This is a genomic window from Actinoplanes sp. NPDC023936 (genome assembly GCF_040639325.1).
GTDB lineage: Bacteria > Actinomycetota > Actinomycetes > Mycobacteriales > Micromonosporaceae > Actinoplanes.
The window spans coordinates 82,520-100,662 of the sequence record NZ_JBEZZR010000019.1; the positions used below are offsets into that span (position 1 = coordinate 82,520).

At 71.9% G+C, this 18,143-nt stretch carries 13 protein-coding genes; 10 read left to right on the plus strand and 3 right to left on the minus strand.

All coding sequences use genetic code 11. The annotated features are described in order from the left end of the window. Positions 1–56: 56 nt before the first annotated feature. Positions 57–1,919, minus strand: coding sequence for a hypothetical protein (locus AB0F72_RS23970; RefSeq protein ID WP_360435226.1), 1,863 nt, complete (start codon positions 1,917–1,919; stop codon positions 57–59). Between the two features lie 218 nt (positions 1,920–2,137). On the opposite strand from AB0F72_RS23970, the gene hisI reads away from it, so the two are divergent. Genes hisI through AB0F72_RS23985 form a run of 3 tightly spaced genes read left to right on the plus strand, consistent with a single transcriptional unit; the run spans position 2,138 to position 4,547 of the window. Further along, complete coding sequence (gene hisI / locus AB0F72_RS23975; protein ID WP_360435228.1) at positions 2,138–2,500, plus strand: phosphoribosyl-AMP cyclohydrolase; 363 nt, start codon at positions 2,138–2,140, stop codon at positions 2,498–2,500. Then, entirely contained in the window at positions 2,500–4,014 is a 1,515-nt protein-coding gene (locus tag AB0F72_RS23980) for an anthranilate synthase component I (RefSeq protein ID WP_360435230.1), read from the plus strand. The genes hisI and AB0F72_RS23980 overlap by 1 nt, the downstream gene beginning before the upstream one ends. Continuing rightward, positions 4,011–4,547 (plus strand): Trp biosynthesis-associated membrane protein, encoded by a 537-nt coding sequence (locus AB0F72_RS23985; RefSeq protein ID WP_360435232.1) that lies wholly within the window; start codon positions 4,011–4,013, stop codon positions 4,545–4,547. The genes AB0F72_RS23980 and AB0F72_RS23985 overlap by 4 nt, the downstream gene beginning before the upstream one ends. 42 nt (positions 4,548–4,589) lie before the next feature. On the opposite strand, the gene AB0F72_RS23990 is transcribed toward AB0F72_RS23985, so the two are convergent. After that, complete coding sequence (locus AB0F72_RS23990) at positions 4,590–4,874, minus strand: hypothetical protein (RefSeq protein ID WP_360435234.1); 285 nt, start codon at positions 4,872–4,874, stop codon at positions 4,590–4,592. Between the two features lie 335 nt (positions 4,875–5,209). Between AB0F72_RS23990 and trpC the strand changes: the two genes are divergently transcribed. From trpC to AB0F72_RS24015, 5 genes are all read left to right on the plus strand, one after another. Then, a complete protein-coding gene (trpC, locus tag AB0F72_RS23995; protein WP_014441682.1) occupies positions 5,210–6,070 on the plus strand; it encodes an indole-3-glycerol phosphate synthase TrpC in 861 nt (286 codons plus the stop codon). Next, positions 6,067–7,308, plus strand: a complete 1,242-nt coding sequence (trpB, locus tag AB0F72_RS24000; RefSeq protein ID WP_360435236.1) for a tryptophan synthase subunit beta — start codon at positions 6,067–6,069, stop codon at positions 7,306–7,308. Before trpC ends, trpB begins: the two co-directional genes overlap by 4 nt. Further along, positions 7,305–8,102 carry a tryptophan synthase subunit alpha gene (gene trpA, locus AB0F72_RS24005; protein WP_360435238.1) on the plus strand — a complete coding sequence of 266 codons (798 nt, stop codon included), beginning with the start codon at positions 7,305–7,307 and terminating at the stop codon, positions 8,100–8,102. The genes trpB and trpA overlap by 4 nt, the downstream gene beginning before the upstream one ends. A 90-nt stretch (positions 8,103–8,192) precedes the next feature. Continuing rightward, entirely contained in the window at positions 8,193–9,305 is a 1,113-nt protein-coding gene (gene lgt / locus AB0F72_RS24010) for a prolipoprotein diacylglyceryl transferase (RefSeq protein WP_360435240.1), read from the plus strand. Between the two features lie 15 nt (positions 9,306–9,320). After that, a complete protein-coding gene (locus tag AB0F72_RS24015) occupies positions 9,321–10,595 on the plus strand; it encodes an NAD(P)/FAD-dependent oxidoreductase (protein WP_360435242.1) in 1,275 nt (424 codons plus the stop codon). A 201-nt stretch (positions 10,596–10,796) separates the two neighbouring features. Here AB0F72_RS24015 and AB0F72_RS24020 read toward each other — a convergent pair whose 3' ends face one another. Next, positions 10,797–11,669, minus strand: a complete 873-nt coding sequence (locus tag AB0F72_RS24020) for a GNAT family N-acetyltransferase (RefSeq protein ID WP_360435244.1) — start codon at positions 11,667–11,669, stop codon at positions 10,797–10,799. Positions 11,670–11,873: 204 nt separating this feature from the next. Here AB0F72_RS24020 and gltB point away from each other — a divergent pair, with 204 nt between their 5' ends. Next, on the plus strand, positions 11,874–16,403 hold the full coding sequence (gene gltB / locus AB0F72_RS24025) for a glutamate synthase large subunit (RefSeq protein WP_360435346.1): 4,530 nt from the start codon (positions 11,874–11,876) through the stop codon (positions 16,401–16,403). Continuing rightward, positions 16,396–17,865, plus strand: coding sequence for a glutamate synthase subunit beta (locus AB0F72_RS24030; RefSeq protein WP_360435246.1), 1,470 nt, complete (start codon positions 16,396–16,398; stop codon positions 17,863–17,865). The genes gltB and AB0F72_RS24030 overlap by 8 nt, the downstream gene beginning before the upstream one ends. Positions 17,866–18,143 lie beyond the last annotated feature (278 nt).

The window sequence follows — 18,143 nt, forward strand, 5'->3', positions numbered from 1 at the left end:
GTGCCGCCCGTCGTCGTCGTTCTCACATTGCTGTACGGCTTTACAGCTGTACGGCTTTACAGCGAGAGGATCCGCTCCAGGAACTCGCGGTAGTTGCGCATCGCCATCCGCATGCTCTCGGTGTCCGGCGTGTCGGTGCCGCGCAGCGGGTCCAGGTCGTCCCGCTCCGCCAGCAGCACCTCGGTGAGCTCGTTCACCGCGTCGGTGAGCAGGTCGTGCGCCCGGGTCAGCGCGTTGACCGGGTCGTCGACGAACTCGGCCTTCACCTCGTGCCAGGCCGCCCGGAAGTGCCGCGCCGCGTCCTCGTCCCAGACCGTGCGGGCGACCTCGGTCCGGTAGGTGGCCGGCTCCTCGTCCGGAGTCGCCCGGCGGGCGGCCCGGCGCACCGGCTCGACGTCCTCCAGGCTGGCCGAGCGGTGTGCCGGCGGGTGCCCGTTCTCATCGCCGCCGCGGCGGGCGCCGCCCACGGACAGACCGGTCACGCCGGAGTCCGGGAACGGGAACGAGGTGAACTCGGCCGGCGGCGGGGTCACCGAACCGACGCCCGGCGCGGCCGGGGTCACCGATGCGACGCCGAACGCCTCACCGGAGCGCCCCAGGCTGTAGCCGCTCGCGCCGAACCCGTACCCGCCGTCGGCGGCCGGCGGCAGCGCCACCGTCTCGCTGGACCGGTCGGCCGTGAGGTCCGGCGGGGTACGCGTCGCCGGGATCTGCACGGTCGGGTACTGAATCGCCGCGGCTGTCGCGCTGGAGACCGGCGCGCCCGAGGTGGGAGCGTCGGCGGCCGGCTCGGCCACCGGCTCGGGCGCGTCCGCGTGGGGCGCGCCGGAGACCGGCTCGAGCGGTGGGTGGTCCGGAGTGAACGCCTGCGCCGGTGGGTACGCGAACCCGGGCGAGACCGGAGCGCCGGAGACCGGCCCGGCAGCCGGGCTGCCCGAGGTCGGCGTGACGGGGTGGTTCGCGCTCGGCACCGTCGCCCAGCCGGCGGCAGCGGCGGGCTTCTCCTCGCCGTTGTCGCCGGAGTCGCCGGGCGCCGCCTGGCCGTCCGGGCCCGACGCCTCGCCGGTTTGGGCGTAACCGGGCGCCCCTGCCCGTCCGTTCATGTCTTCACGTCCGTTCTCGTCGCTGGGCCCCGCCCTGTCGGCGGCGTCCTGATCGGCGTCCGGCGGCGTCTCCGCCGCGGGTCCGTCCGCCGGTGTCGCTCCGGACGGCTCGTCGCCGTCCGGTTTTTCAGCGACTAGAGAGTCGCCGGGTTCGGCGACTTCCGCAACCGGAGCTTCCGTGAGCTGGGCCTCCTGGAGCTGAGCCTCCGGGGGTCGGGCCTCCGTGAGCTGGGCCTCCGGGAGTTCCGGCGCGGACTCCGGCGCGGGCCCCGCCTCGGCGGCGGCCGGGGCGCGGCCGCCGAACAGGAACCGCCCGGTCCCGCCGAGCCGGAACCCGCCGAAGGCGCCGTCCCGGCTCGGCGCCGGGCCACCGGCCTCCGGCTCCTGGGACTTTACGTCCTGAGCCGGCGCGGGCTGGTCGTCCGTCGGGACTGAGTGATCAGGATCGCGGGCCGGTGGGCCGGAGAACGGACGGCCACCGGCGGGATGGCGCTGACCGGACCGCCGGGCCGCCCGATTCAGGCCGAACGGGTCGGCGGACGGGGCCTGTGGGACCTGCGCGATCGGGATCTGCGCGACCGGCGGAACCGGTGTGGCAGGCGGAATCGGCGCGGCCGGGCGCACATAACCGGCGAGCAGGTCGGCCGGCGTCTCCGGAGGTTCCGGTTTGCGGCGGGAGCCGAGCGCCACCATCTCCGCGTCCTCACCGGCCGGGTACGCCGCCGGGGCCGGGCCGTCCGCATCGGGACGGACCTGCCAGAAGCGGGCGAGGCCGGGTGCGGGCCGGGTGTTGTCGGGGCTGGACGTCGGGTCCATTTCGGTTGTCACCACTCCCGTTCGCGAGTGCGCACCCACCGAAGGCTGTCCTCGACGTGCGCAGACTCGCCCAGGGCGGCGGGTGCCGGGTAGTCAGGCACGTACCGCGCTTGGGCGACGGTACCGCTCCGCAAGGCCCAGCACACCCCCGGTTACCGGATCGTGGGCCCCCTGCGGGTCGTTACCGGCCCGCGGACCGATGGGGGAGAATCCAGTCCGTGCCCGTACCCGAAACAGAGACGACCCTCGACCCGGCGATCGCCGCCAGGCTCAAGCGCAACCCGGACGGACTCATCGCCGCGATCGTGCAGGAGCACGGCACCGGCGACGTCCTGATGCTCGCCTGGATGGACGACGAGGCGCTGCGCCGCACGCTCGCCACCGGCCGCGCCACCTACTGGTCCCGCAGCCGGAACGAGTACTGGGTGAAGGGCGCCACCTCCGGCCACCATCAGCAGGTACGGAAGGTGTCGCTGGACTGTGACGGCGACGCGCTGCTGGTCACGGTGGTGCAGACCGGCGCGGCGTGCCACACCGGCACGCACACCTGCTTCACCGACGACCTTCCCGTGGAGGCGTGATGACCAGCGGAGTGGTGAGTCCGGACGAGGCCGGCTTCCTCAGCGAGTCGCGCCGGCGACGGGTCGTGCCGGTCACCCGCAAGCTCCTCGCGGACGGGGAGACGCCGGTCGGGGTCTACACCAAGCTGGCCGGTGGGCCGGGCACCTTCCTGCTGGAGTCGGCGGAGCAGGGCGTCGCCTGGTCGCGGTACTCCTTCGTCGGTGTCCGCAGCGCCGCGACGCTGGTGGAGAAGGACGGGCAGGCGGAATGGCTCGGGACGCCGCCGGACGGCGTACCCCATGGTGGTGATCCGGTCGCGGCCCTGCGGGAGACGGTGGCCGCGCTGACCGGTGGGGCCGCGCCCGCCGAGGGCCTGCCCCCGCTCACCGGTGGCATGGTCGGCTATCTCAGCTACGACCTGGTCCGCCGCTTCGAGCGGATCCCGGCCACCGCGGCCGACGACGTGCCCCTGCCCGAGCTCGGCATGATGCTCGCCACCGATCTGGTGGTGCTCGACCATCACGAGGGCTCGGCGCTGCTGGTGGCGAACGCGGTGCTCGCCGAGGACGCCGGCGACGCCGCCCGGCTCGCCGCCTACCACCAGGCGGTCGGCCGGCTGGACGCGATGACGACCGCGCTGTCCCGGCCCACCCCGCCGATGGTCTCCACGGTCGACCGCAGGCCGGCCGGTGACCCGGTCAGCCGGACCGCGCCGGGGGACTACCAGAAGGCGGTGGAGACGGCGAAGGAGGCGATCCGGGCCGGCGAGTGCTTCCAGATCGTGGTGGCGCAGCGGTTCGAGCGCCCGACCGACGCGAACGCGCTCGACGTCTACCGGGTGCTGCGGGCCACCAACCCGAGCCCGTACATGTACCTGCTGCGCTTCGACGACTTCGACATCGTCGGCTCGTCGCCGGAGGCGCACCTGAAGGTCAGCGCGAACCGCACCGCGCTGCTGCACCCGATCGCCGGCACCCGCTGGCGGGGCGCCACCCCGGAGCAGGACGCCGCGCTCGCCGCCGAGCTGCTCGCCGACCCGAAGGAGCGGTCCGAGCACGTCATGCTCGTCGACCTGGGCCGCAACGACCTGGGCCGGGTCTGCGAGCCGGGCTCGGTCGAGGTGCCGGAGTTCGCCCGCATCGAGCGGTACAGCCACGTCATGCACATCGTGTCCACTGTCGTCGGCAAGCTTCGTGCCGACCGGTCCGCGTTCGACGCGCTGGCCGCCACGTTCCCGGCCGGCACGCTCTCCGGCGCTCCCAAGGTGCGGGCCATGGAGATCATCGAGGAGCTGGAGCCGACCCGGCGCGGCCTCTACGGCGGCACGGTGGGCTACTTCGGCTTCGCAGGGGACATGGACATGGCGATCGCGATCCGGACCGCGCTGCTCAAGGACGGCGTCGCCTACGTCGGCGCGGGCGCCGGCATCGTGGCCGACTCCGACCCGGCCGCCGAGGAGCAGGAGACCCGCAACAAGGCGGCCGCCGTGTTCGCCGCGATCGCCTCCGCCGAGACCCTGCGCGCGGCACGATGACCAGCCGCCGGACCCATCTCGCCGCGATCGCCGCCTGCCTGGCCGGCGCCGGTCTCACCCTCTATGCCGTGACCCGGGTCTGGTCGGTCCAGGTCGAGCACCGGACCGGCCTCTCCGACCTGCGCACCGAGCAGACCGGCGCGGAGTCCCAGCCGTGGCTGATCGGGCTGGCGGTGGTCGCGCTGGCCGGGACGGGGGCGCTGCTCGCCACCCGCGGCCGGGTGCGGCGCGGGCTGGGCGTGCTGCTCGCGCTGATCGGCGCGGGCATCGTCGCCGGCGGCGTGCTGGCGCGCGTCACGCTGGACGCCGGCGAGGCCGGCGCCGCGGCCGCGATCTGGCCGGTGGCGTGCGTGCTGGGAGGCGCGGCCGTCGCGGCGGGCGGGGTGCTTGCCGCGCGGCACGGCCATCTCTGGTCGGCCATGTCAGCGAGGTACGAGCGGAGCAGCGCGCCGCCGCCGCAACCGGATGTCTCGGCCGACAGCAGGACGCTGTGGGACGCGCTGGACCGAGGGGAAGATCCCACTGTCCGCTGATTCACCCATTTGGGGTGTTTCAGCGGCTGCTCCGGGGGCGTCTCAGCGGGCGGCGACCAGTTTCTGGACGCGGACGGCCTGCCGCGGGTTCGACTTGATCATGGCGGCGACGGCGCGGCTGGTCTCCGCGCGGGCCTCGGCGCGGGCGCGGTCGGCCTGGATGGCGGCCCACGCGTTGTCCCGCGCGGTGCGGACCTTGTCCGGGCCCACCACCACCTTCTGCACCTCGGTGACGACATCGGCCGCGAGCGCGACCAGGGTCCGGGAGACGGTGGCGAAACCCAGCGTGGGGGTGGGCCTCGACTGGAGGGAAACGGCAGTGGCCATGAGGTCGACTCCGCAATCATCGTCCGGCTGGCGGCAAACGCGTGCGGGAAGCACGAGCTGCCGGGACAAGTCTGCCCGAGTCACATGATGGTGGAGTCCTATTTCCGCACGGTGACATCAGGGTCAACGCGCCGTGGTATCGGCCGTTCGGGGGAAGGGGCCCAGCGCAACGGCATGAGGACTTGCCGGAGGATGTGAGGGAGAAAACAGTTTCCCGGGGCAGCCTGGCATTATGCCCCACCCCGATCCGTGAGGCGCGCCATACCCCGGCCGGGCGGGGACGGCCGTCACCTCCTAGCATCGGGCCGAAGACACCCGGAGAGGGGAGTCATTACGTGACATCCGATCAGGCGGAAGCGGGCAGTGGCGGCCCCGCGAAAGCTCCGCAGAACGTTCTCGAGGAAATCCTCGCCGGTGTGCGTGAGGACGTAGCGGCGCGCCAGGAGCGCACGCCGCTGGAGAAGGTGCGTGAGCTGGCGGCGGCTGCTCCGCCCGCGATCGACGCGTACGCCGCGCTGCGCAAGCCCGGCGTGGCGGTGATCGCCGAGGTGAAGCGCTCGTCGCCGTCGAAGGGCACGCTCGCCGACATCCCGGACCCGGCCGAGCTGGCCGGGGAGTACGCGGCCGGTGGCGCGCGCTGCATCAGCGTGCTCACCGAGGGCCGCTGGTTCGGCGGCTCGCTGGACGACCTCGTCGCCGTGCGCAAGTCGGTCAAGATCCCGGTCCTGCGCAAGGACTTCGTGGTCTCCAGCTATCAGGTGCACGAGGCGCGGGCGCACGGCGCCGACCTGGTGCTGCTGATCGTCGCGGCCCTCGAGCAGAACGTTCTGGTCGGCCTCCTGGAGCGCATCGAGTCGCTGGGCATGACCGCCCTCGTCGAGGTGCACAACGAGGAGGAGGCGGACCGGGCGCTGGAGGCGAACGCGAAGGTCATCGGGGTCAACGCCCGCGACCTGCGCACCCTCGAGGTGGACCGGTCGGTCTTCGAGCGCATCGCGCCGGGCCTGCCGAACAACGTGGTCAAGATCGCCGAGTCCGGCGTGCGGGGCCCGCACGACCTGATCCGGTACGCGTCGGCCGGCGCCGACGCGGTGCTGGTCGGCGAGGGCCTGGTCACTCAGAAGTCGCCGCGGGACGCGGTCGCCGAGCTGGTGAACGCGGGCAACCACCCGGCGACGCCGCGGCCGGTCCGATGAGCGTCGAGTCGCTGCCGGACCTGGCCGGTCACTTCGGACGGTACGGCGGCCGGTTCGTCCCGGAAGCGCTGATCAAGGCGCTCGACGAGCTGGACGCCGCGTACCGGTCGGCGAAGGCGGACCCGGAGTTCCAGGCGCGCTTCCAGGACCTGCTGCTCAACTACGCGGGCGTGCCGTCGCTGCTGTACCGGGCGACCCGGCTCTCCGCGGAACTGGGCGCGGAGATCCTGCTGAAGCGGGAGGACCTGAACCACACCGGCGCCCACAAGGTGCGCAACGTGCTGGGCCAGGCGCTGCTCGCCAAGCGGATGGGCAAGCACCGGGTGATCGCCGAGACCGGCGCCGGTCAGCACGGTGTCGCGAGCGCCACGGCGGCCGCGCTGCTCGACCTCGAGTGCGTGGTCTACATGGGCGAGACGGACACCGAGCGGCAGGCGCTCAACGTGGCGCGGATGCGGATGCTCGGCGCCACGGTGATCCCGGTGACGAACGGCTCCCGCACCCTGAAGGACGCGCTCAACGAGGCGCTCCGCGACTGGGTGACGACCGTCGACACCACCCACTACCTGCTCGGCACCGCGGCCGGGCCGCACCCGTTCCCGGAGCTGGTCCGCGACTTCGTCGGCGGCATCGGCGTCGAGGCGCGGGCGCAGTGCCTGGAGCTGACCGGCAAGCTGCCGGACGCCGTGGCGGCGTGTGTCGGCGGCGGCTCCAACGCGATCGGCATCTTCCACGCGTTCGTGCCGGACGACGGTGTGCGGCTGTACGGGTTCGAGGCGGGCGGCGACGGCGTGGAGACCGGCCGGCACGCGGCGTCGATCACCGGTGGCTCGGTGGGCGTGCTGCACGGCAACCGGACGTACCTGCTGCAGGACGACGACGGCCAGACCATCGAGTCGCACTCGATCTCGGCGGGCCTGGACTACCCGGGCGTCGGCCCGGAGCACGCCTGGCTGCACGACACCGGGCGGGCGACGTACGAGCCGGTCACCGACGCCGAGGCGATGACGGCGTTCCAGCTGCTCTGCCGTACCGAGGGGATCATCCCGGCGATCGAGAGCGCGCACGCCCTGGCCGGTGCCGCGAAGATCGCGCCGCGGCTGCGCGAGGAGCTGGGCCGGACCCCGACCATCGTGGTCAACCTGTCCGGGCGCGGCGACAAGGACGTGCACACGGCCGGCGCCTACTTCGGCATTCTCGACAGGGTCGAGACGGTCGTACCCGGGGAGAACACGTGAGCATTGCGGCCACCTTCGCCAAGGCCAAGTCGGAGAACCGCGCGGTGCTGGTCGGCTGCATGCCGGCCGGCTTCCCGACGGTCGACGACAGCATCGAGCAGATGATCGAGATGCACCGGGCCGGGTGCGACGTGATCGAGGTCGAGCTGCCGTACTCGGACCCGGTCATGGACGGCCCGGTGATCCAGAAGGCGAGCGACATCGCGCTCGCCAACGGGGTCCGCACCCGGGACACCCTGAAGATCATCGACGCGGTCGCCTCGGCCGGCGCCACAGTGGTGCTGATGACGTACTGGAACCCGATCGAGAAGTACGGTGTCGACGCGTTCGCCCGTGACCTCGCGGCGGCCGGGGCCACCGGGCTGATCACGCCCGACCTGATCCCGGACGAGGCGAGCGAGTGGATCGCCGCTTCGGATCAGCACCACATCGACCGTACGTTCCTGGTCGCGCCGAGCTCGACCGACGAACGCCTCGCGATGACCGTCGCGAACTGCCGCGGCTTCGTCTACGCCACCGCGCTGATGGGCGTGACGGGGGCCCGCACGTCGGTCTCCTCGCAGGCGCCGGAGCTGGTGGCCCGGATCCGGGCGGCGGACCCGTCGATGCCGGTCGGCGTCGGTCTCGGTGTCGGCAACGGCGCACAGGCCGCCGAGGTGGCCGCGTTCGCCGACGGCGTGATCGTCGGCAGCGCGCTGATCCGCTGCGTGCTGGACGCCCCGGACCGCAGGACCGGACTGGACCGGCTGCGCGCCCTGAGCGCTGAGCTGGCCGAGGGTGTCCGAGCCTGCTGAGAAGGCGCTGAGATACCGGGCTCGGCTTTACGAAATCGGAGCCTTGCCCGGCACTCACCTTCCAGCGTCGCGGCGGTAGCGTGTGCACCCGTGAACATCGCCGCCATCCCCAGCCCGACGACGTCCGTGTGGCATCTCGGGCCCTTCCCGGTCCGTGCATACGCGCTCTGCATCATCGCCGGCATGGTCGTCGCCACGCTCCTGATGGAGAAGCGCCTGCGCAACCGTGGCGTGGCGCCGTGGACCTCGCTGGACATGGTCGTGTGGGCGGTGCCGTTCGGCATCATCGGCGCCCGGATCTACCACCTGATCACCTCGCCGCAGGACTACTTCGGCGCCGGCGGTGACCCGATCCGCGCCTTCTACATCTGGGAGGGCGGCCTCGGCATCTGGGGCGCGGTGGCCGGTGGTGCGCTCGGCGCCTGGATCGCGGCCCGGCAGATCGGCCTGCCGCTGAGCGTCTTCGCCGACGCGCTCGCCCCGGCGCTGCCGGTGGCCCAGGCGATCGGCCGGATCGGCAACTGGTTCAACAACGAGCTCTACGGCAAGGTCACCACGCTGCCGTGGGGCCTCGAGATCCACGAGATGGACTCGGCCAACCCCGGCCACGCCACCATGATCGACGGCGAGCCGGTCACCAAGCCGGAGCTCTACCACCCCACTTTCCTGTACGAGGCGGTCTGGGACCTCGGCATCGCCGGTGTGGTGTGGCTGCTCGACCGGAAGTTCAAGTTCGGCCGGGGGCGGGCGTTCGCGCTCTACGTGATGCTCTACACCGCCGGGCGCGGCTGGATCGAGATGCTGCGCACCGACGAGGCCAACCAGTTCTTCGGCATCCGGCTCAACGTGTTCACCGCGATCATCCTGTTCCTGGCGGCGGCCGTCTACTTCGTGGTGGTGCGCGGCCCGCGGGAGTACGTGGTGCCGATCGACGCGCCGGAGACGGCGCCCGCCGGGCCGGACGCCGAGGACTCCGCCGGCGACGTCTCGCAGGTGGACGTCACGGGTGGTGGTCAGCAGACGGGCGGGGCCAAGACGCCGGTGGCCTATCAGGTGGTGGACGAGCAGCGGTTCCGGGAGTACCAGCGGACCGGGTTCCTCGCGCCCGCACCCGCCGGCTCGGATCCGGCCTCGGCCTCGGATCCGGCTTCCGCTGCGGAGGAGTCGGTACCGACGGCCTCCTCGCCGGACGACAAGAACTGACGCCCGGCCCGCGTCATGCGTACGGCCGTAGTCGTCGGCGCGGGCATGTCCGGGCTCGCCGCCGCAGGGGCGCTGTCGCGGACCGGCTGGCGGGTCGTCGTCCTGGAACGCGCGGAGCGGGTGGTGGCGTCCCCGACCGCTGTCGTGCTCTGGCCCAACGGGCAGCGCGCCCTGGAATCGCTCGACCCGGACGGCGGGTGGCCGGCGATCTGGTCGGCGCTGCCGGACGGCGGGGTTCGCCGCCCGGACGGGCAGTGGCTGATCGCGCCCCGATCCCGGGCCGGCACGGGCCCGGCGCCGGTCGTCGTCCCGCTGGGCGACCTGTACGACGCGCTGATCGCCGGACTCGGCGACACGGTGGAGATCCGGACCGGCTTCGACGTGACGACCGTGCTGGCCGGCCGCGACCGGCGCCCGTCGGCCGGCGACGGCCGGACCATGATCGAGGCTGATCTGGTCGTCGGGGCGGACGGCATCGACAGCCGGGTGCGCGCGGTGGTGGCGCCGGAGGCGGTGGCGCTCGGTACCGGGCTGGCGGCGTGGCAGGCGGTCGTTCCGAGTTTCCGGGTGCCGGATCTGCCGGGGTTCGTCGGCGGGGAGACGCTGGGGGCCGGGTACCGGTTCGTCGCTGTTCCGCTCGGCGTGGGCAATCCTGGCGGCGGCGTGGCTTTTCCGGGCGGCGGCTACAACAGCGGCGGCTACAACAGCGGCGGGTACCAGGGCGGCGGTTACCGCGGCGGCGGGTACCGGGGCGCCGTTTACTGGGTGGCGACCGCTGCCGGGGCGGCCCGGCCCGAGTCGGCGGCTACCCAGCTGGCGTTGCTGCGCCGGTGGTTCGCCGGGTGGCACGAGCCGGTCGGTGCGCTTCTGGAGGCGACCCGGCCCGAGGATGTGATCCCGCAGGGTGTGCGTGAGCTGCGGCCGCTGCCCCGGGCGTACGGCTTCCGGTGCGGACCCGGCGGCGTGGTGCTGATCGGTGACGCGGCCCACGCGATGCCGCACCACCTGGGTCAGGGCGCGTGCCTGGCGTTCGAGGACGCGGCGACGTTGCGGGTCCTGGCAGCGGAGGCGGCGCCGGGGGAGCGGCTTGTCGCGGCGATCGAGGAGTACAGCCGGTTGCGCCGCCCCCGGACCACGACCGTGATCCGGCAGAACCGGCGGATGTCGGCAGTGGTGCAGGCGCGGGGCCGGCTGGCGCTGAGGGCCCGGGACGCGGCGCTGAACCACATGCGCCCGAGAATCCTCGGACGGACCCTGAACCCGGCCGCCGACTGGTCCCCGCCCGGCTGACCACCGGGGCGGCGGCGGGCGAAGCGGGGATGCTCGGGCGCAAGATCAGATTGTGGGAACGGGATTCACCCGATCGATGCGGGCGGCCCGCAGCGCTGTGAGCGCTAACAACGATTCCTGCGGTAAGGATCGGTCAGAGCTCGGCTGCTTACCGCGTACCAAATTGTGGGAAGAGTGAGATAGTCGCTCGGGCCTGGAAGATCACAGCGTCGCCGCCGCCGGCGTGGCGATGCAGGCCGTGCCCACGCGGCGGAATCCGACGCGGGTGTACAGACGGGCCACGTCGTCGTCTCCCGCCGACAACAGGACGAGATCGACCCCGCTGGCCAGCAGCCGGCCGGTGAGAGTGGCGGTGAGCTGGGACGCGTACCCCCGATTGCGGGCCGACGGCAGGGTGGCCACGCCGACGATCTCCGCGACGTCGCCGGCCCGCTGGCCGGTCGCTGTCGCGAGGATGCCCTCGTCGGGGGCCTCGGCGACGGCTGTGACGTAGTTGCCGCTCTCGAACATGGCCCGCGCGTGCCGCACCGCCTCCTCGCTCGGGGGCTCGGCCGCGTCCCGTTCGGCGGGGCCGGCGCCGTCGATGACCAGTGTGTTCTCCGCCATCTCCAGGGGCGCCCGGTAGGCCGGCGCGCCGAAGCCGAGGCGGGCCACCGCGCGGGAGGCGCCCAGGTCGGCGGCGAAGCTGGCGGCTGCCGGGTCCAGGTAGCGGATCTTGGCGCCGCGGATCGGGAGATCGGGTACGAGCGCCGCGGGGTCCAGCACCAGGAGGGGCGCCAGCAGCACGTCCAGCCCGGCCGAACGGGCCACCGCGAGCAGGTCCGGCCTGCTCTCGTGAACCCACTCGAAAACCTCGGGAACGCCCAGGTCGCGCTGCCGGCGGCGGGTTTCGACGAGGTCCGCGGCCGAAGGGGTGTGCGAACCCGGCCGCGGACGGGCATAGTATTGCCAGCCCTCTCCCTCGCGGACGAAGAGAGTCAGCGCACCGATCTCCTCGATCCGCGCCCAGGGGCGGGGCAAAGCGTCGTAGAACCGTTCGAGTCGGTCGAAGATGCCGGAATCCACTGGCGCCATCGCGCGAGACTACCGGTCCCGGCACCGGCTGTGCTATTCAGTTCCTCCGCCTATCGGTGCGAGGTGTGATCAATCCGCATCTGGCGGAGATCAGTGGCTCTTAACGTAGACTCAAGAGACTTTGCAGGGCCGACGTCGTCCCGACCTCAGAATGAAACACCAGTGACGACAGGAGGCCCGGTGGCATATCCGCACCCCCAGGGGATGTACGACCCGGCGTACGAGCGTGATGCGTGTGGTGTGGCCTTTGTTGCCGACATTCACGGACGTCGCTCCCATGACGTGGTCGCCAAGGGCCTTTCGGCGCTTATTCGCCTGGACCACCGGGGCGCCCGTGGCGCCGAGCAGAACACCGGCGACGGCGCCGGCATCATGATCCAGATCCCGGACGCGTACTTCCGTGCCGCCGCCGGCTTCGAGCTGCCGCCGGCCGGGGCGTACGCCGCCGGTCTGGTGTTCCTGCCGACGGACCCCGACGACGCGGCCCGGGCGATCAAGATCTTCGAGAAGTACGTGCTCGTCGAGGGCGGTGAGGTTCTCGGCTGGCGTGACGTCCCGGTGGACCCGTCCGACCTGGGCGCCACCGCCGAGGACGCGCGCCCGGCGATCCGCCAGGTCTTCCTGGCCGCGCACCGGCTCTCCGCCTCGCCCGCCGGCCCGGCCGGTGAGCAGCTGTCCGGCATCGAGCTGGACCGGGTGGCGTTCTGCATCCGCAAGCAGGCCGAGCGGGAGACGTCGCAGCGTGGCATCGCGATGTACTTCCCGTCGCTCTCCTCGCGGACCATCACGTACAAGGGCATGCTCACGCCCGAGCAGCTGCCGGCGTTCTTCCCGGACCTGACCGACGAGCTGGTCGACAGCGCCATCGCGCTGGTCCACTCCCGGTTCTCCACGAACACGTTCCCGTCGTGGCCGCTCGCGCACCCGTACCGGTTGATCGCCCACAACGGTGAGATCAACACGATCCGCGGCAACAAGAACTGGATGGCGGCCCGCGAGGCGCTGCTCTCCTCGCCGAACATCCCGGGCAACATCAAGCGGCTCTTCCCGATCAACTCGCCGGAGGCGTCCGACTCGGCGAGCTTCGACGAGGTGCTCGAGCTGCTGCACCTGGCCGGCCGCAGCCTGCCGCACGCCGTGCTGATGATGATTCCCGAGGCGTGGGAGAACGACCCGGAGATGGAGCCGGCGCGCCGCGCGTTCTACCGGTTCCACGCGAGCCTGATGGAGCCGTGGGACGGCCCGGCCGCCGTGGCGTTCACCGACGGCACGATCATCGGCGCGGTGCTGGACCGCAACGGTCTGCGCCCGGGCCGCTGGTGGCACACCGCCGACGGTCTCGTGATCCTCGGCTCCGAGGCCGGCGTCATCGACGTCGACCCGGCCCGCGTGGTGGCGAAGGGCCGCCTGCAGCCCGGCAAGATGTTCCTGGTCGACACCGAGGCCGGCCGGATCGTGCACGACGCCGAGATCAAGCGGGAGCTGGCGGCCGCCGAGCCGTACGCGGACTGGCTGCACGCCGGCCTGATCGAGCTCAGCGACCTGCCCGCCCGTGAGCACGTGATCTACACGCACGACTCGGTGACCCGCCGTCAGCAGGTCTTCGGTTACACCGAGGAAGAGCTGAAGATCCTGGTCGGCCCGATGGCGCGGACCGGCGCGGAGCCGCTCGGCTCGATGGGCACGGACACCCCGATCTCGCCGCTCTCCACCCGGCCGCGGCTGCTGTTCGACTACTTCCACCAGCTGTTCGCGCAGGTGACGAACCCGCCGCTGGACGCGATCCGCGAGGAGCTGGTGACCAGCCTCTCGATGACGATCGGCCCGGAGGCCAACCTGCTCGACCCGGGACCGGCGAGCTGCCGTCAGGTGGTCCTGCCGTACCCGGTGATCGACAACGACGAGCTGGCGAAGCTGCTCTCCATCGACGAGGACGGCGACCTGCCCGGCTTCAAGGCGGTGCGGGTCTCCGGCCTGTACCCGCTGCGGGACGGCGCGGCCGGCATCAAGGCCCGGCTCACCCAGATCTGCCGGCACGTCTCGGAGGCGATCGAGGACGGGGTACGCATCCTCGTGCTCTCCGACCGCGACTCCAACGCGGACCTGGCGCCGATCCCGTCGCTGCTGCTCACCGCTGCGGTGCACCAGCACCTGGTCCGCGAGCAGACCCGTACCCAGGTCGCGCTCGTCGTCGAGTCCGGTGACTGCCGCGAGGTGCACCACGTGGCCACGCTGATCGGCTTCGGCGCGGCGGCGGTCAACCCGTACCTCGCCTTCGAGAGCGTTGACGACCTGATCGCGACCGGCGCGCTGGTCGGTGTGGAGCCGCGCGCGGCGATCCGCAACTACGTCAAGGCGCTCGGCAAGGGCGTCCTGAAGATCATGTCCAAGATGGGCATCTCGACGGTGTCCTCGTACTGCGGCGCCCAGGTGTTCGAGGCCGTCGGCCTGGACAACAAGGTGCTCCAGCGGTACTTCGCGGGCACGTCCGGACGGATCGGCGGTGTCGGTCTGGCCGGCATCCACGCCGAGGTCAAGGCGCGGCACGAGAAGGCGTACCCGGCGAACCCGGCCGAGCGGGCGCACCGGCGTCTCGAGGTCGGCGGCGAGTACCAGTGGCGTCGCGAGGGCGAGCTGCACCTGTTCAACCCGGAGACGGTGTTCCTCCTGCAGCACGCCACCCGGTCGAAGCAATACGACGTTTTCCGTAAATATACGGAAAAGGTGGACACGCTGGCCGCTGAGGCCGGACACCTCCGTGGTCTCTTCCGCTTCAAGTCGGACCGCACCCCCATCAGCATCGACGAGGTCGAGCCGGCCTCCGAGATCGTCAAGCGGTTCGCCACCGGCGCGATGAGCTACGGCTCGATCTCCGCCGAGTCGCACGAGACCCTGGCCATCGCGATGAACCGGATCGGCGGCAAGTCGAACACCGGCGAGGGCGGCGAGGACGTCGAGCGCCTGTACGACCCGGAGCGCCGCTCCGCGGTCAAGCAGATCGCCTCCGGCCGCTTCGGCGTGACGAGTGAATACCTCGTCAACGCGGACGACCTGCAGATCAAGATGGCCCAGGGCGCGAAGCCCGGCGAGGGTGGCCAGCTGCCCGGCAACAAGGTGTGGCCGTGGGTCGCCAAGACCCGGCACGCCACCCCGGGCGTCGGCCTGATCTCGCCGCCGCCGCACCACGACATCTACTCCATCGAGGACCTGGCCCAGCTGGTCCACGACCTCAAGATGGTGAATCCGGCGTCCCGGGTGCACGTGAAGCTGGTCAGTGAGATCGGTGTCGGCACTGTCGCGGCGGGTGTCGCGAAGCTCAAGGCCGACGTCATCCTGATCTCCGGCCACGACGGCGGCACCGGCGCGTCCCCGCTGAACTCGCTGAAGCACGCCGGCACCCCGTGGGAGCTCGGCCTCGCCGAGGCCCAGCAGACGCTGCTGCTGAACAAGCTGCGGGACCGGGTCACCGTCCAGGTCGACGGCCAGCTCAAGACCGGCCGGGACGTGGTGATCGCGGCGCTGCTCGGCGCCGAGGAGTTCGGTTTCGCGACCGCTCCGCTGATCGTCTCCGGCTGCATCATGATGCGGGTCTGTCACCTGGACACCTGTCCGGTCGGCATCGCCACGCAGAACCCGGTGCTGCGCGAGCGGTACACCGGCAAGCCGGAGTTCGTGGAGAACTTCTTCATGTTCCTCGCCGAGGAGGTCCGGGAGATCCTGGCCGAGCTCGGTTTCCGGAGCATCGACGAGGCGATCGGCCAGGCCGAGGTGCTCGACGTCGTTCCGGCGATCAACCACTGGAAGGCGAAGGGCCTGGACCTGGCGCCGGTGCTCTACGTGCCGGAGCTGCCCGAGGGCGCGTCCCGGCGCGGCATCGTGGCGCAGGACCACGGCCTGGAGAAGGCGCTGGACAACGAGCTGATCGCGCTGGCCCAGCCGGCTCTGATCAAGGGCACGCCGGTCCGGGCCGAGGTCGCCGTCCGCAACGACCAGCGCAGCGTCGGCGCGATGCTCGGCGGCGAGGTGAGCCGGCGGTACGGCGGTAACGGCCTGCCCGACGACACCATCTCGTTCACCCTGCGGGGCACCGGTGGCCAGTCGTTCGGCGCGTTCCTGCCGCGCGGCGTGACGCTGCGGCTGATCGGCGACACGAACGACTACGTGGCGAAGGGCCTCTCCGGCGGGCGGGTGATCGTGCGCCCGGCCGAGGACGCGTCGTTCGTCGCCGAGGAGAACACCATCGCCGGCAACACGATCCTGTACGGCGCCACCGGCGGCGAGCTGTTCCTCCGGGGACGGGTCGGCGAGCGGTTCGCGGTGCGCAACTCGGGCGGCCAGGCCGTCGTCGAGGGCGTCGGCGACCACGGCTGCGAGTACATGACCGGCGGCGTCGTGGTGGTTCTCGGCGCGACCGGGCGCAACTTCGCGGCCGGCATGAGCGGCGGCAAGGCGTTCGTGCTCGACCTGGACGCGTCGCTGGTCAACCCGGAGCTGGTGGACCTGGCGCCGCTGACCGGCGAGGAGCGCGACGTGCTGCGCTCGCTCGTCGAGAAGCACCACGCGGAGACCGACTCGTCGGTCGCCGGCAAGCTGCTGAAGGACTGGGCCGTCGCGGTGGAGCGATTCACCGCTGTGGTGCCGCGCGACTACAAGCGCGTGATGGAACTGATCAGGACCGCCGAAGCCGCCGGTCGCAATGTGGACGAGGCGGTCATGGGGGTTACCAGTGCCTGATCCGAACGGTTTCCTCCGCTACGAGCGGCAGCTGCCGAAGCGCCGCCCGGTCTCGCTGCGGATCATGGACTGGAAAGAGGTGTACCCGCCCGCGGGCGAGGAGCTCATCCGTGACCAGGCCACCCGCTGCATGGACTGCGGCATCCCGTTCTGCCACGACGGCTGCCCGCTCGGTAACCGGATTCCGGACTGGAACGACCTGGTCCGTACCGGGAACTGGGAGTCGGCGATCGAGTCGCTGCACGCCACGAACAACTTCCCGGAGTTCACCGGCCGGCTCTGCCCGGCGCCGTGCGAGGCGGCCTGCGTGCTGGGCATCGCCGACGACCCGGTGACCATCAAGCAGGTCGAGGTGGAGATCGCGAACCACGCCTTCGGGCGCGGTCTCGTGCCGCAGCCGGCGCCGGCGTCGTCCGGCAAGTCGGTCGCGGTGGTCGGTTCCGGTCCGGCCGGCCTGGCGGCCGCCCAGCAGCTGGCGCGAGCCGGTCACGCGGTCACTGTCTACGAGCGCGACGACCGCATCGGCGGCCTTCTCCGGTACGGGATCCCCGACTTCAAGATCGAGAAGGACGTCATCGACACCCGGCTCGCACAGATGGAGGCCGAGGGCGTCGTCTTCCAGACCGGGGTGAACGTCGGCGTCGACATCACCGCGGACGACCTGCGGGAACGCTACGACGCGGTGCTGCTGGCCGCGGGCGCGCTGGCCGGCCGGGACACCCCGGACACGCCGGGCCGTGGGCTCAAGGGCGTGCACCTGGCGATGGAGCACCTGGTTCCGGCGAACCGGATCGTCGCCGGCCTGCAGGACACCACGCCGATCGACGCCAAGGGCAAGCACGTGATCATCATCGGCGGCGGCGACACCGGCGCCGACTGCCTCGGTGTGGCCCACCGCCAGGGCGCCGCGTCGGTGACCCAGCTGGACCAGTACCCGCTGCCTCCGGAGGCCCGGACCGGTGTCAAGGACCCGTGGCCGACCTGGCCGCTGATCCTGCGCAACTACGCCGCGCACGAGGAGGGTGGCGACCGCGTCTTCGGCGTGGCCGTGCAGGAGTTCGTCGGTGACGCCGACGGCAACCTCACCGCGATCCGGATCGCGAACGTCCAAGTGCAGCGGATCAACGGCGTGCGCACGGTGGTCATCGAGCCGGGCTCGGAGCGCGAGTTGCGCGCCGATCTGGTCCTTCTCGCCATCGGATTCGAGGGTACGGAGGATCAGCCGCTCCTGGCTCAGTTCGGGCTCGAGCGCAACCGGCGCAACGTGCTGGACGCGAACCGGCAGTGGCAGACCGAGGCCGACGGCGTGTTCGTCGCCGGTGACATGCACAAGGGCGCTTCGCTGATCGTCTGGGCGATCGCCGAGGGCCGGGCCGCCGCGTCGGCGATCCACGATTACCTGGGCGCGGCCGGCGAACTGCCCGCCCCGGTGCGATCGGATTCGCAGCCCTTGTCGGTCTGAGCAATTCCGTTACGACGGCCCGCCGCAATTTTCTGCGGCGGGCCGCCGTCATTTCCGGGGCTTCGGGGGACGCCATTTTGCGCGTACCCGAAGCAAATTCTGAATTTGGTTACCGAGCGTTAAGGCGAGCGGCCGTCCGGACGTACCCGGGTGGGGGTCCGGCATGTGCCGACGGCCGCCGGAAGCCGACCGATAAGCTGAACCCGCGGTCGCCGAAGCCCGCCGGACGACGCAGCTCACCCGTGTGGACGCGGGTTTGACCTCGCCGTCGACACCCG